15 protein-coding genes and 1 pseudogene are annotated in these 13,483 nt (G+C 67.3%); 5 read left to right on the forward strand and 11 right to left on the reverse strand.

Going from position 1 to position 13,483, the window contains the following annotated elements; all coding sequences use genetic code 11:
* Positions 1–7: 7 nt before the first annotated feature.
* Positions 8–544 (reverse strand): SRPBCC domain-containing protein, encoded by a 537-nt coding sequence (locus ACFUCU_RS02610; protein ID WP_377970471.1) that lies wholly within the window; start codon positions 542–544, stop codon positions 8–10.
* Between the two features lie 26 nt (positions 545–570).
* A complete protein-coding gene (locus ACFUCU_RS02615; protein ID WP_377970473.1) occupies positions 571–993 on the reverse strand; it encodes an ASCH domain-containing protein in 423 nt (140 codons plus the stop codon).
* Between the two features lie 133 nt (positions 994–1,126).
* On the opposite strand from ACFUCU_RS02615, the gene ACFUCU_RS02620 reads away from it, so the two are divergent.
* On the forward strand, positions 1,127–1,435 hold the full coding sequence (locus ACFUCU_RS02620) for a hypothetical protein (protein ID WP_377970475.1): 309 nt from the start codon (positions 1,127–1,129) through the stop codon (positions 1,433–1,435).
* A gap of 54 nt (positions 1,436–1,489) precedes the next feature.
* Here the strand turns inward: ACFUCU_RS02620 and ACFUCU_RS02625 are convergent, their stop codons facing one another.
* The 6 genes from ACFUCU_RS02625 to ACFUCU_RS02650 form a co-directional block, all read right to left on the reverse strand.
* A complete protein-coding gene (locus ACFUCU_RS02625; RefSeq protein ID WP_377970477.1) occupies positions 1,490–2,215 on the reverse strand; it encodes a hypothetical protein in 726 nt (241 codons plus the stop codon).
* Positions 2,216–2,316: 101 nt separating this feature from the next.
* A complete protein-coding gene (locus ACFUCU_RS02630) occupies positions 2,317–2,826 on the reverse strand; it encodes a DUF427 domain-containing protein (protein ID WP_377970479.1) in 510 nt (169 codons plus the stop codon).
* A 21-nt stretch (positions 2,827–2,847) separates the two neighbouring features.
* Positions 2,848–3,192, reverse strand: coding sequence for a hypothetical protein (locus tag ACFUCU_RS02635; RefSeq protein ID WP_377970481.1), 345 nt, complete (start codon positions 3,190–3,192; stop codon positions 2,848–2,850).
* Between the two features lie 582 nt (positions 3,193–3,774).
* A complete protein-coding gene (locus tag ACFUCU_RS02640) occupies positions 3,775–4,629 on the reverse strand; it encodes a hypothetical protein (protein ID WP_377970483.1) in 855 nt (284 codons plus the stop codon).
* Positions 4,630–4,931: 302 nt separating this feature from the next.
* Positions 4,932–5,159, reverse strand: coding sequence for a hypothetical protein (locus ACFUCU_RS02645; RefSeq protein WP_377970485.1), 228 nt, complete (start codon positions 5,157–5,159; stop codon positions 4,932–4,934).
* A complete protein-coding gene (locus ACFUCU_RS02650) occupies positions 5,149–5,757 on the reverse strand; it encodes a GNAT family N-acetyltransferase (protein WP_377970487.1) in 609 nt (202 codons plus the stop codon). The genes ACFUCU_RS02645 and ACFUCU_RS02650 overlap by 11 nt, the downstream gene beginning before the upstream one ends.
* Before the next feature lie 163 nt (positions 5,758–5,920).
* Here ACFUCU_RS02650 and arr point away from each other — a divergent pair, with 163 nt between their 5' ends.
* Positions 5,921–6,346: an NAD(+)--rifampin ADP-ribosyltransferase gene (arr, locus tag ACFUCU_RS02655; protein ID WP_377970489.1), complete on the forward strand. Its 426-nt coding sequence runs from the start codon at positions 5,921–5,923 to the stop codon at positions 6,344–6,346.
* Positions 6,347–6,589: 243 nt separating this feature from the next.
* On the opposite strand, the pseudogene ACFUCU_RS02660 reads toward arr, so the two are convergent.
* From ACFUCU_RS02660 to ACFUCU_RS02670, 3 genes and pseudogenes are all read right to left on the reverse strand, one after another.
* Positions 6,590–7,228, reverse strand: a pseudogene (locus ACFUCU_RS02660) (class I SAM-dependent methyltransferase); the annotation flags it as partial.
* 126 nt (positions 7,229–7,354) lie between these two features.
* The gene (locus ACFUCU_RS02665) at positions 7,355–7,744 is read right to left on the reverse strand and encodes a RidA family protein (RefSeq protein WP_377970491.1); all 390 of its coding nucleotides are present in this window, start codon (positions 7,742–7,744) and stop codon (positions 7,355–7,357) included.
* A gap of 39 nt (positions 7,745–7,783) precedes the next feature.
* A complete protein-coding gene (locus ACFUCU_RS02670; protein WP_377970493.1) occupies positions 7,784–10,186 on the reverse strand; it encodes an ATP-binding cassette domain-containing protein in 2,403 nt (800 codons plus the stop codon).
* 140 nt (positions 10,187–10,326) lie between these two features.
* Here ACFUCU_RS02670 and ACFUCU_RS02675 point away from each other — a divergent pair, with 140 nt between their 5' ends.
* Genes ACFUCU_RS02675 through ACFUCU_RS02685 form a run of 3 tightly spaced genes read left to right on the forward strand, consistent with a single transcriptional unit; the run spans position 10,327 to position 13,483 of the window.
* Positions 10,327–11,544 (forward strand): type III polyketide synthase, encoded by a 1,218-nt coding sequence (locus tag ACFUCU_RS02675; protein WP_377970495.1) that lies wholly within the window; start codon positions 10,327–10,329, stop codon positions 11,542–11,544.
* Positions 11,545–11,552: 8 nt separating this feature from the next.
* Positions 11,553–12,323, forward strand: coding sequence for a class I SAM-dependent methyltransferase (locus tag ACFUCU_RS02680; RefSeq protein ID WP_377970497.1), 771 nt, complete (start codon positions 11,553–11,555; stop codon positions 12,321–12,323).
* Positions 12,320–13,483, forward strand: coding sequence for an FAD-dependent oxidoreductase (locus tag ACFUCU_RS02685; protein WP_377970498.1), 1,164 nt, complete (start codon positions 12,320–12,322; stop codon positions 13,481–13,483). Before ACFUCU_RS02680 ends, ACFUCU_RS02685 begins: the two co-directional genes overlap by 4 nt.

Raw genomic sequence — 13,483 nt, forward strand, 5'->3', positions numbered from 1 at the left:
GCGCTGGTCAGTGCGTGGGCTGCTGGAGATAGAGCGGGTGCAGTTGCTGCCAGAGCCGTCGGGCGTCGCAGCGTCCCTTGCCCGCGAGGTGGGATTGCAGGTCCTCGACGTGGATCTGGTCCCCGGCGGCGTAGGCGGCCAGGTTCGTCAGTGGCAGGCCATGGTCCTCGAACACCAGCAAGGTCCCGGTGCCGTGAGGTGCCAGCATGATCTTCATCAGCCCCTCGGGTTCATCCTCGGACGAGGTGGCGATCCGGATGGCCCTGCCCTTCTCGCACGCCTCGATGCGGCAGGTACCCTCCCAGCCGCTCGCAAAGTAGCGCGCCCGGTACTCGCTCCCCACGGTGGGGGCTGCCGCAAGCGGCTCTCCCGACATCCCTGCCAGCTCGCCGAGCCAGGCGCCCAGCTCGCTTAGCCCGGTCAGCGCCCTCCATACGGTACCGACGGGCGCGTCCAGGTATTCCTCGAGGCGGACGAACCCCGACGTGCCTGCGGCGTGCAGGGTCCCCAGCAGTCGCGGTGTGTCGGTTTGGGCGGCGGTCATGGGGCCGAGCCTAGCCCGCTTCCGTCCTACAGTCGACGAACCAGGCGGAACCGTTCGAGGACCAGCAGGGTATCGTCGCGGACAGTGAAGCCGGGCTCGCCAAGTGCCTCCCGCATCTGGTCGCTGTGCCAGAAGTTCTCATGTCCGGCGCGCCACTCGGCCAGCGTTTCGTAGCCTTCGCCCTCGTCCCGTGCGTGGTCCAGGTCCACCTCGGCCAGGGTTACCCGGCGCATACCCGTGGTCTCGATGACCGCAACGGCACGGCCTGCCGAATCCAGGACCTGCCGCCGCGCCCCGACCATCGGTAAAGGCTCGTCGGCGAGCGCGTACTCCACGGCGAGCGATGTCGTCGACGTCTTTCGGCCATCCAGAATGGCACCCACGAGTGCGTCCCTCAACGGTCCGGGAAAGGCGAACTCGGCGTGCGGCAGGTCCTCATCGGTACACATAGCTCCCTATCCTCCATGGGCTGGACGCTTCAGGCGAAACGGCGAACATGGTTGCCTGCGGGAGCTTCCCCCGACGCGCCGGATCGGGTTGACTGGTAGTAGGGTCCGTCCGTGGACCTCTAAGGGGGACATTGTGGGATCAAAAGGAACGTTGTTCATCGGGTCCGGAGTGGCCCTTCTGGCGGCGGCGCTCATCATGATGCCGTTGCCCCTTTTCGACGCGCTCTCGGGCCGGGGTGTGCCGGGGGTGGCCCTCGCCGCCGGTACCGCATTCCTGCTCGCAGGGCTGGGGCTCCTCGTGACGGGACTCCGACGCCGGTCCCGCAATCTGCGTACGCCGCGCACCTACGCGACGCAAGAGCCGACGTCGCTCGACGAGGATCGGCCGGTCAACCCCTATGCGCTGCCGAAGTCCTACGGAGCCATTCCGCCTCTGCACTGACGCGTCCGGACGCAGGTGTGGGATGCCCCTCCGCAGGCACCCCACGCTTAGGTCTCACCGGACTGTGACGCTGACCAGCAAGTCCTTGAGGCGGTCATAGTCTTTGGTCTTCATCCACGCCTTGGCCGCCCCCTGGCTGGGAAACGCCGGGTCGGCGAAGATCGCCCGCGTAAAAAGCCCATCCCCGCCGGAACCCACCAGGCCGCACCAGGAGGAGACGCCGTCGCCCTCCTGCAGGGAGCGAGGATCCGTGAGCCCCATGGAGTAGGTCTCGCCGCCGGGGGAGACTTCGCTGACAAAGCCGAACGCTGCGTGTCCGCCGTCGGCTGTGGGAATGCCGGGAGCGGCGGTGCGGTCCAAGACAGTGCGGGAGACGGGGCCGCCGGCGCAACCGGCCGTAACACCCCGGGCCAGTAGCACCCGGTCCTTGCCGTTCTGGTCCGTGACCAGGGCCTCCACGCCGGGCAGCCCTGCTGGGGGCGTCGAGGTTTGCACGGTCCAGTCGGCAGGGTAGGCGAAGCTCATTCCGCCGTCCGGAAAGGTGTAGACCTTCGTGTCGCCGGCGTCGCGGCCCTTTGCAGTGTGCGGAGGGACGGAGGCCTTGGTCGTTGCTTCAACGGACGACGTCGACGTCAACTCGGCGGTGTCCCGCACCACCGGAGACCCGGCGGAGCTCATGCCGGCGTTACCCGGGTAGGGTCCGCACGCTGTGAGCGCGAACCCAAGGCCCAGACCGGCGGCCATGACAACGGGCAGCAGCCCTTTTCGGTGATTCAACATCTTCGACCCCATTTCAGTTGCGGCGGACATTTGTCCGTGTGAAATGAAGGTTTCCGGGGGACGCCGGATCTTTACGGCGTTGGTACATTCGACCGCGCCGGTTACCAGCCGCCGGTGCCGGGTGCGCCCTTGAACGGGCCTACGATGTTGTTGGTGATCCAGCCGCCGTAGAAGCCGCCCTCCTGTGGGGTGACCCGTTCGCCGTCGATCTCGCAGGCGTCCATCAGGCCGGGATAGAGCGCCACCCGGTCCCGCAGGGATTCGAAGCCTTTGGCCGGCTCCGGGTACGTCCATCCGGCGCGGTGGGCCGTCGATGACCCGGAGACGACGTCGAAGTACCGGGCCTCGCCCTTGAATTCGCAGAAGCTGGACCCCTCCGCCGGCCGCAGCGCCCCGGCCGGGAAGGCTTCGATGGGCAGGTAGTAGACCGGGGGATGGCTGGTTTCCAGGACGCGGACCGAATCGGTGGTGTCGACGATGACCTGCCCGCCGAAGCGCACCACCACGCGTTCGCTGCGGTGTTCGACGCGAGGGGGACGGGGATAGTCCCAGACGGATTCCTGCCCGGGGGCTGGAGGGATGGGACGGGGATGCCGGGAGAAGAGGTTCATTGGATCTTTGCCCGGACCGGGTCAGGCGCCGGCCGCGTTGAGGCCATGACCCATGCGCGCCTGCATCGCGTGCCCGTAGGCGAGGGAGAGGGCCCAGGCGAGGGGGGTACCGTCGCTTGGCCGGTACGTTCGTGCCCGTTTCCAGACGGAGGCGTAGACGGCTTCGAGGACTCCCTGCGCGGCGTGGGCCTCGGGGACGATCTGCCGGATGAGGCCGTAGCACCGGGCCGAGGTGAGGGCGTAAAAGCCCTCCAGCGACGGCTTGTCGGCGGCAGCCACCCCGGCGATGAGTCGGATAAGGTCAGCATTGCGAATATCGACCTCGGGCGCCCCAGGCCCGGCAGAGATGGTAGCCGTCACGGTCACTCCAGACTCTCTCAACGTCTTTACTAGTTTGTCTAGTATTACGCCTACTTAGCATATTGTCCACAACGAGGCCGTGCGAATGGCGGGCGGCCTGGTGCCGGGCGGGTATCCGGGGGAGAGCCGGATCGGCTATTCATCCTCGCTCGCTTTGTAGCCGGAAAAGCACGTCCGTCGCCTCACCCGATGGGTGTCACTACGATGAAGGCGCCTTACCGCCGGAACGAGGAGCAAGGGTGCGAAGAATTTGGAGTTGCCTGCGCAGAGCATCGCGCTTCCCTAGGCGGTCCACCGAAACGCTTCGCTCGATGAAAAGCAGCACCCATGTCCTAGGAGTCTCCTGGTTGGCGCTTTCCCTGCTGTGGGGAGGGGCTTGGCAAATGTATTTATGGGCAATAGTTGGTCTTCTCGGTCTTGCTGAGTCCGCACTCGTTGAGAAGGAGATCGCCCGTAGGGCACTTGATGGCGGGCAGAGGTACTGACTTTTCGCATCGAATTCGGCAACTGGCCAAGCGTCTTCGCTCGAGAACCACAGGGTTGAACAGGCCCGGTTTGGCCTTGGCGTCGGGTGATCGAACGGCGCCGCTAAACAGTGCGGAGTTTGTAGCGGGTGAGTCTCCGGCCAGGCTGCCGGGCACTGGCAATTGCCTCCTTGGCGGTGAGGATCTTCCTGGGGCTCATCCAGCCCTGTGATGGTTTGTGAAGAACGTACCCGCCCCCGATCGCCACAGCAGCGTGCTGCACCAATCCGTCCGGCGAGCGCCAGACGAGCACCGTTCCGGCGTCGTCGTCGGAGCCACCCGGGGCGGCGGTCGAAGACAGCCACTCCTCGAATGTCTCCCGCAGCATCCACCTCCCGGCAGCGTCGGACCGGCCCGCTGCCGCCATGACGGTCCCAAGACAGTTAGGGCCGCTGGCATGGGGAAAGGTGCCCGCGAGTGCCCTAGCCCCGGGAAGAGCCGCACGAGAGTTCTCCCAGATATGTTCGGGAACCTCCAGATGCCTGCTAGGTCGGCGACCGTGGCGAAGATATTCATCGAGGACCGGTATCTCATGTCCTTCCAGCAGCGAGGGCCACCACACGAAGCGATGTCCGTCAGCCTGGGCAGCTGCCTGGGCGCGAACTTCAGCAGGGGCGCTTCGGACGGAGGGGATAACTTGCCTCGCGAACGTGATCTGGTTGTGCAGGAGAACTGCCCGCGCCATTCGTCCGAGATCATTGAACTCTTCTTCGCTCACCAGAACGCAGACCAGGTAATCCGGGACGTTGTAAATCTCGAAGGTATCCCGCAGTTCAGCGTCGAGTTCTCCTCGTCGGGGTTCGATACCGATGCGACTCGAGCCTTCTCTGGGAATGAGGAAAGGCTGATGCGTAGGAGCGAACCACGCGGCTTGGCGGGCCATCAGTTCGGGCCCTAGTTCAATCCCGAGCGAGAACATCGTCTGTCACCTTCCCGCCTTAGTTTCCCGTCAGCTCCCCGTTGCTGCCTGACATTCAGGACATCCTATGGCTTCAGGCGGTCGGGCATCGCCGTTTTACTGCCCTCTGAGAAACCGCTTCGGAGATCAGGGTCTTAGGCCGAACACCGGCAGAGAATCTTCAGCAGGTGGCGATTTGTCGAGACGCCGAACAAAAAGTCTTACAGTTACCGCATGTCGGTCATCCTGGAAGTTATTGCGGCCGTGGTTCAAGGGCTCACTGAAGCCGCTGTGGATCTTTTCTTGCACCGCGGCTCAGCCCATCATGCGGACGACAGCTGATCTGCACCGGTCGACTTCTGCCGCCCGGCGCGTCCGGCCACGATGCGGAGAATCCGGGCCTCCGAAGCGTCGAATGCGGGATGGGCCAGGAGGGTTTCTGCGTGAGCGTTCAGCAGGACCCCGCCGCCTGCCAGCATGTGCTTGATCTCGGACCGCGTGCGGCCGTCCACTCGAACCAGGATCCCGTCATCGGGGAGTCTATTGGGCACTTGTTGATTCTCCTTCACGGTCTGTCCGCGGCCGGACGATGTCGTCGCGGGTCGTTGCGTAAAGGACCATGTCACACCGTTTCCCGGCAATTTCCTGGTGACTGCGGAGTAGTCCCTCGCGGCGGTAGCCGCTTCGTTCTGCGGTTCGCATGGACCCCACATTCCAAGGCTCGATAAACAGCTCGACCCGGTGCAGCTGTTCGATGGACCAGGCGAAAGCCGTGAGGGCTCCGAGGGCTGCCGCCGCGATCCCGGCGCCCCTGGCGCTGGGGACGACCGCGTAGCCTGCTTGCGCGCGTCCTTGGCCCAGATCCCTGGTCCAGAGCCCGATGTTTCCCACGGCCCGGTCACTCGTCAGCTCGGCGATCGAAAAGGAGAACCCCGAGCCATTGGTGAAACGCTGCCGCTGCCGCGCGATCCACGCAAGAGCCTCCTTCAGGGTGGCGTTCGCGGGGAGGCTTCCCACCGTCGGGACGTATGGATCCCGCGATAGGGCCATGGCCATGGCCGCGTCCGCATCCGTGAACCTGCGCAGACGGATGGGGCCCTGTTCCGGGTGGGTCGCTGGCCAGGGTGGCATGTCGCCGCGGGTGTTCATTGCGCCAGTCTGCCATCGCCCGGGTTGGCGATCGGGGACGCCCCGTCGACGTCAACGGCGGTGTCGGCTCCCTCCGCGGATGGTGCCTCGCCGGGGGATGATAGGAATGCGGGCTAACGTAGGGGAGCGGCGTCGACGTCGGCCCAGGCAGGGGAGGAACAGGGTGTCCGGAGCATCCAGTGAGAATGGTCCCTTCTTCCATGGCACGGTCGCGGATCTGCGGGTGGGGGACCTGCTGACTGCGGGCCGACGGTCGAATTACCGTCCCGAGGTCGTGATGAACCACATCTACTTCACGGCCCTCGTCGATGGGGCCGGGTTGGCGGCGGAAATCGCTGCAGAGTTGTCCGACGGCGCGTTGCGCCCCCGTGTTTACGTCGTCGAACCCATCGGGGCGTTTGAGGACGACCCGAACGTGACGGACAAGAAGTTTCCGGGCAACCCCACCCGGTCGTATCGGAGCGCTGAGCCGCTGCTGATCACCGGGGAGATCTTTGAGTGGACCCGGCTTACGCCCGAGCAGCTGCAGATGTGGCGCGAACGGCTTTCGGTCCTGTTGTCCGACGGCCACGGCGAAATCATCAACTAGCAGCTCTTTCTTGTGAGGAACCTGTCCCACGCCGAGCAGTGCAACCGCCGGCAGCACGACTTTTCCGTCCGTGGTGATGGGGGAGACCAGTCTCAGGTAGTCCCGGTGCATGGCGGCCTGAACGGACGGGGCCCGGCTGCGAACAATCTTGCCGATTCCCCCGACGCCACCGGCCGGACCGGCCCACAGGTCTTCGGCATCGATCATGAACTCCCAGGAGAGGGTCCTCGTCTGCACGGTTTCCAGGCCCGCGCGGTGGAGCAGCTCCCGCAGGCCCGGCTCGGTCCGATCAAAATCCTTGTCCACCGGAAGTCTCTCCTGGCCGGCTGCCGTTACCCCGCTGGCATTCACCACGTCCGCCCACAGGGTGTTGATGGCCGAAAGCTCGGAGGGCCAGATGGTGAGGCCGACCGCGCCCTGCGGGCCGCATATCCGGATGAGTTCGGCGACGGCGGCGCGGGGATCCCCGACATGGTTGACGACGAAATTGGCGAGGACGGCGTCGAAATCGGACGAGGGGAGTGGCAGGTCAGGCAGACCGCCCGGAAGCAGGTCGGCCTGAGGTGCCGCGGCGCGGGCCATGGAGAGCATCCCGGCATCCGGGTCTACAGCGGTGACGTCGGCGCCCAGTTCGATCGCCACGGCGGCGAGGTTCCCATTTCCGCACCCGACGTCGGCCAGCCTGCGACCGGACAACGGGCCAAGGATCCCGGCTGTTGCCTCAAGCAGCGGCGCGATGGCACCCGCGCACAGGTGGGCGAAACTTTTCGCGTACGAAGGCCCGACGCCGGACCAGGCACCTGCGCTACTTTGATCGGTTCCTGCTGCTGCCACGATTTCCCCCTGGTCGATGATGTCTTCCCGGCATCCAGTGTGATCCACGTGCGGGGCGAAACGGTGACGACGCGGTACGAGGAGCCAGAGAAGGCGGTGGGCGGAGAGGGGTACTTCAGCTTTACTTTACATAATGTTGATTATCGGCGTTACGGCCAGGAACCCGGGAGGGGCTTAGCGCAGTGCCGCTGTCAGTTCGATTTCCACGCGCGCGTTGAGCGGAAGTTCAGCGACAGCCACCGTGGTGCGCGCCGGGAACGGCTCATTGAAGATGTCACGGTACACCGAGTTCATCGCCGCAAAGTCAGCCATCGACGTCAGGTACACGTTGACCTTGACGACGTCGTCCCAGCCCAGGCCGGCTTCGGTCAGAACGTGCTCCAGATTGTGAAAAACCCGCCGGGTCTGTGCTTCAGCGTCGCCGTCCACCAGTTCGCCGGTGGACGCATCGATGGGCGTCTGACCGGACAGGAACAGCACACCCAGTCCGGGTGCCGTGGCGGCCTGTGAATACGGTCCAATGGGCTTCGGTGCCGTCGATGCGAGAACACTCTGGCGGGTCATGGACACCAGTTCCTTTCCTACGGTTGAACTTTCAAGGGTTTAGTTGTCAGCGGTCTGGTGGCCCACATAGGTGGCCAGATGTTGGCCCGTCAGCGTGGACCGTGCGGCTACCAGCTCAGCCGGTGTGCCCTCGAAAACGATTCTGCCGCCGTCGTGCCCGGCACCCGGACCCAGGTCGACGATCCAGTCCGCGTGCGCCATGACCGCCTGATGGTGCTCGATGACGATCACCGACTTGCCCGAGTCCACCAGCCGGTCCAGCAGCGCCAGAAGGTTCGCGACGTCGGCCAGGTGCAGTCCGGTGGTCGGCTCGTCGAGGATGTAAATGTCGCCCTTTTCGGCCATTTGGGCCGCCAGTTTGAGCCGCTGACGCTCGCCGCCGGACAGGGTCGTCAGCGGCTGGCCCAGGCTCAGGTAACCCAATCCCACGTCGGCGAGCCGGTCCAGGACCTTATGGGCGGCCGGGGTGGCTGCCTCTCCCCCGCCGAAAAAGTCCTTCGCCTCGGCCACGGACATCGCCAGCACCTCGGCGATATTCCGGCCGCCCAGCGTGTACTCCAGGACGGAGGCCTGGAAGCGTTTGCCGTCGCACTCCTCGCACGTCGATTCCACCGTGGCCATGACACCCAGGTCCGTGTAGATCACGCCCGCGCCGTTGCAGGCCGGGCAGGCGCCCTCCGAATTGGAGCTGAAAAGCGCCGGCTTGACGCCGTTGGCCTTGGCGAACGCCTTCCGGATGGGCTCCAGCAGCCCGCTGTAGGTCGCCGGGTTGCTGCGCCGCGAACCCTTGATGGCGGCCTGGTCAATCACCACCACGCCGTCGCGCCCGGCCACCGATCCGTTGACCAGCGAACTCTTCCCGGAGCCGGCGACACCGGTCAACACGCACAGAACGCCCAACGGCAGGTCGACGTCGACGTCCTTGAGGTTGTGCGTGGACGCTCCGCGGACCTCCAATACCCCCACCGGTGTCCGCACCGGGTCCTTGACCGCGGCCCGGTCATCCAGGTGCCGGCCGGTAACGGTGCCGCTCCCCCGCAGCCCCGCCACGGTGCCCTGGTAGACCACCTCACCGCCGCCCGCTCCGGCGCCGGGCCCCAGGTCGATGACGTGGTCCGCGATGCCGATGGTCTCGGGTTTGTGCTCTACCACCAGCACCGTGTTGCCCTTGTCCCGCAGCTGCAGCAGGAGCCCGTTCATTCGTTCGATGTCGTGCGGGTGCAGGCCGATCGAGGGCTCATCGAAGACGTAGGTGATGTCCGTCAGCGAGGATCCCAGGTGGCGGATCATCTTGGTCCGCTGCGCCTCTCCCCCGGACAGCGTCCCGGCCGGCCGGTCCAGGGACAAGTACCCCAGGCCGATCTCCGCGAAGGAATCCAGCAGGTGCTGCAGGCCGCCCAGCAGCGGCGCCACGGACGGTTCCCGGAGCTCCCGGATCCAGCCGGCCAGGTCGGTGATCTGCATGGCGCAGAGTTCGGCGATGTTCTTGCCGTTGATCCGGGCGGACCGGGCCTCCTTGCTGAGCCGGGTCCCGTCGCACTCCGGGCAGGACTGGAATGTGACCGCCCGCTCAACGAAGGCGCGGATGTGCGGCTGCATCGCCTCCGGGTCCTTGGACAGCATGGACTTCTGCATCCTGGGGATCAGGCCCTCGTAGGTCAGGTTGATGCCCTCGACCTTGATCTTGGTCGGCTCGCGGTACAGCAGGTCATCCAGCTGCTTCTTGGTGAACTTGCTGATCGGCTTGTCCATGTCGAAGAACCCGGAGCCGCTGAAGATCCGGCCGTACCAGCCGTCCATGCTGTAGCCGGGAATGGTCAGCGCCCCGCCGGCCAGCGACTTGGTCTCGTCGTAGAGGGCGGTCAGGTCGATGTCGGAGACGGACCCCATGCCCTCGCACCGCGGGCACATGCCGCCCAGGTAGACCACGTTCTGCACCACGTTCTTCTCCACGCGGCCGGACTTCTCGGTGCTCATGACACCGCTGGCCTTGCGGGTGGGGACGTTGAAGGAGAACGCCGTGGGCGGGCCGACGTGCGGGGTGCCGATCCGGCTGAACAGGATCCGCAGCATCGCGTTTGCGTCCGTGGCGGTGCCCACCGTGGACCGGGGGTTGGCGCCCATCCGCTCCTGGTCCACGATTATCGCCGTCGTCAGCCCCTCGAGGAGGTCGACGTCGGGGCGCGCCAGGGTGGGCATGAACCCCTGCACGAAGGCGCTGTAGGTCTCGTTGATCATGCGCTGGGACTCGGCCGCGATGGTGGCGAACACCAGCGAGCTCTTGCCGGAGCCGGAGACGCCGGTGAACGCGGTCAGGCGGCGCTTCGGGATCTCGACGCTGACGTCTTTGAGGTTGTTCTCCCGTGCCCCCTGCACCCGGATCAGGTCATGGGTGTCCGCGACGTGGGCCGCCGCCGGGGCCGGCTCCCCTGCTGGTGTCATGCTGCCGCGTCTCCTTCCATTGGGCGTGCAGGGCCAGCTTAGAACAGTCGGTGGCGTTAGCGGGCGGGAACGACGGCGGCGGGCGGCGGCCGGATCCGGGGCGCCATTGTCTAATCCCCCGGGCTCCCACAGAATGAACCATGACGGTCTACCTGAGGTCCCTGGAAACTGCTGTCCCGCCCACTGTCCTGATCCAGTCCGAAGCCCGCGACGTCTTCGCCGCCCAGCCGGGCCTCAGCAGGCTCGGCGCACGCCTGGTGGCCACGTGTTTCGACGGCGCCGCGATCGATACGCGCTACACCGCCGTCGATGAACTGACCACGCGCAGCACCGCCGCCGACCCGCAATTCTTCGACGCCGCGACCGGGATGCTGCTCAGCCCGGGCACCAAGGCCCGCAACGACGTCTTCGCCGTCGAGGCCAGCAAACTCTTCATCGAGGCCGCGGAAAAGGCCGTCGACGCCTGCGCCGGCATCGCCCGTGAGGACATCACCCACCTGGTCACCGTCTCCTGCACCGGGTTCTTCAACCCCGGACCCGACTACAAGATCGTCCGCGGCCTGGGCCTCAAACCCTCCGTCCGGCGGTACCACCTCGGGTTCATGGGCTGCTACGCCGCGTTCCCGGCGCTGCGGGCCGCCGCCTCCTTCTGCGAGGCGGATCCGGACGCCGTGGTGCTGGTGGTCTGCGCCGAGCTCTGTTCGCTGCACGTGCGCACCTCGAACGACCCGGACACCATCATGGGCTCGGCCCTCTTCGCCGACGGGGCGGCCGCCGCCGTCGTGACGGCCAGGGACGTTCCGGACGCGCCGGCGCTGATGACCCTGGACCACTTCGAAACCGTACTCACCCCCGTGGGCGAGGAGGCCATGGCCTGGAACATCGGCGACGCCGGCTTCGAAATGGTGCTTGGCACCTATGTCCCGCACATCATCGACGAACACATCGTCGGCGCCCTGGAACCCCTCCTGGCCCGTGACCCCTCACTGGCCGGTGCCGCGTACGGCGACATCCGGCACTGGGCCATCCACCCGGGCGGCCGCAGCATCCTGGACAAGGTCGAGGCCCGGCTGGGCCTCAGCAAGGAGCAACTGCGGCCGGCCCGGGAAACGCTGCGCAACTACGGGAACATGAGCAGCGCCACGGTGCTCTTCGTCCTCCGGCACATCCTGGACCTTCCCGCCGATCCGGGAGCGGACGACGGCGACGGGCGCGGCGAGCGGATCTGCTCGATGGCGTTCGGGCCGGGGCTGACCGTGGAGACCGCGTTGTTCACCAAGGTCACCGGGGCTCGTGAGGATTCCCCACGCGCGTTGAAGCCGGCCGCTGCGGCGTCCGCCGCGTCCGCCCTGGCCTGAGATCTTCCGTGCTGCTGAGTGTCCGGGCGGCCGATGCCGTCGAGGAAATGGACCGGGATGACTGTGACCCCGGCCGGCTGGAGCGCACCTACGCGCAGTTTGACCTGGTAAACCGCGCCGTCTCGGGCTGGCGGGGGATCTACCGGCAGCACCTCAGGCCGCTTCTCGCGGCAGGGACCCCGGTGTCCCTGCTGGACGTCGGCTGTGGCGGCGGAGACGTCGCCGTCCGGCTGGCCCGCTGGGCCGCCCGCGACCGGCTTCCGCTACGGGTCACGGCCGTGGACCCGGACCCGCGGGCCGCCGCCTTCGCCGAGGCCCGGGCTGCCGCGGGGAAGGCCCCAGGAGTCAGCTTCCGGAGGCAGGACACCACCGGGCTCCTGGCCGCCGGGGAGCGGTTCGACGTCGTGGTCTCCAACCACGTCCTTCACCACCTCCCGGACGACCATCTGCCCGGGTTCCTGGCCGAGTCGGCGGCGCTGGCCGGCCGGCTGGTCCTGCACAACGACCTGCGGCGCAGCGCACTGGCCTACGGGCTGTTCTCCGGCGCCGCCCTGCCATTCCGTGGATCGTTCATCCGGGCCGACGGGCTGACGTCCATCCGCCGCAGCTACACGCCCGCCGAACTGCGCGCCGCCGCTCCCCCGGGCTGGACGGTGCGGCCCGGCTTTCCGTTCCGCAACCTCCTACTGCTGGAGCGCCCCGCCAGTGAGGTCCCTCCCGGCACCGGGAACCCTCAGGGCGCGTCCGACGATTCCGCGACGCCGGGCCGTCGCCCGTGATCGACGTCGCGATCGTCGGCGGCGGGCCCGTCGGCCTGTTTCTGGCCACGCTGCTTCTGCAGCGCGGGATATCCGTCACTGTCCTGGAACGCCGGACCGCCGGGACCGGCGGGCACTCCCGCGCCATCGGCATCCACCCGCCGGCCCTGAACGCACTGTCCCGCGCCGGCGTGGACCAGGAGCTGATCCGCCGGGGCGTCCCGATCCGGCGCGGCGTGGCGGTCAACGCGGGCCGCACCCTGGCGGAGATGAGTTTCAATGCAGTGCCCGGGCCCTACCCGTTCGTGCTGTCCCTACCGCAGAACACCACGGAAGAGGTCCTGGCGGCCAGGCTGCGCGGCCTGGACCCCGGGGCGGTCCGCTGCGGGGTACGGGTGACGGGCCTGGCCGGTGGGGGCCGGGAGGGCGGCCCCGTGCGGGTGCGCACCGACAGCGCCGGCCACGAGGAGGAGTTCGAGGCGTCCCTGGTCGTCGGCGCCGACGGCGTCCGTTCCACGGTGCGCTCCGCCGCGGGCCTCGGGACACACGGCCGGGACTACCCGGACCGGTACCTGATGGGCGATTTCGACGACGGTACCGACCTCGGCCCGGACGCGGCGCTCTTCCTCGCAGCCGACGGGATCGTGGAGTCCTTCCCGCTGCCGGGCCGGCAGCGGCGCTGGGTGGTGCGCCTCAACGGGCGCACCATCCCGGGCGACGGGGCACATGGGCTGGCCGGGGAGGTTCGACGGCGCACCGGCGTCACCGTCGACGCCGGCAACAACACCATGCTGAGCACCTTCGGCGTGCGCTCGCGGCTGGTCCGGCGGATGGCCGCGGGGCGCTGCGTCCTCATCGGCGACGCCGCCCACGAGATCAGCCCGATCGGCGGTCAGGGAATGAACCTCGGCTGGCTGGACGCCGTCGAGTTGGCCGGCCTCATTCCCTCCTTACTGTCCACCGGGCGGGCCCATGACCCGTCCATGGCGCCCGGGGTGCGGGCGTTCGAGCACCGCAGGCTCAGGGCCGCGGCACGGGCCGTGCGGCAATCCGAAATCAATATGGCGTTGGGACGGCCGTTGCCGGCGGGACTCCTCGCGGCCCGGAACGGGGCAATTGCGGCGGCCGCCGCGGTTCCGGCGCTGAACCGGTGGACGGCCCGCCGCTTCACCATGCAGTGA

Source organism: Arthrobacter sp. NPDC057259, assembly GCF_042668995.1.
In the GTDB taxonomy this organism is placed as follows: domain Bacteria; phylum Actinomycetota; class Actinomycetes; order Actinomycetales; family Micrococcaceae; genus Arthrobacter.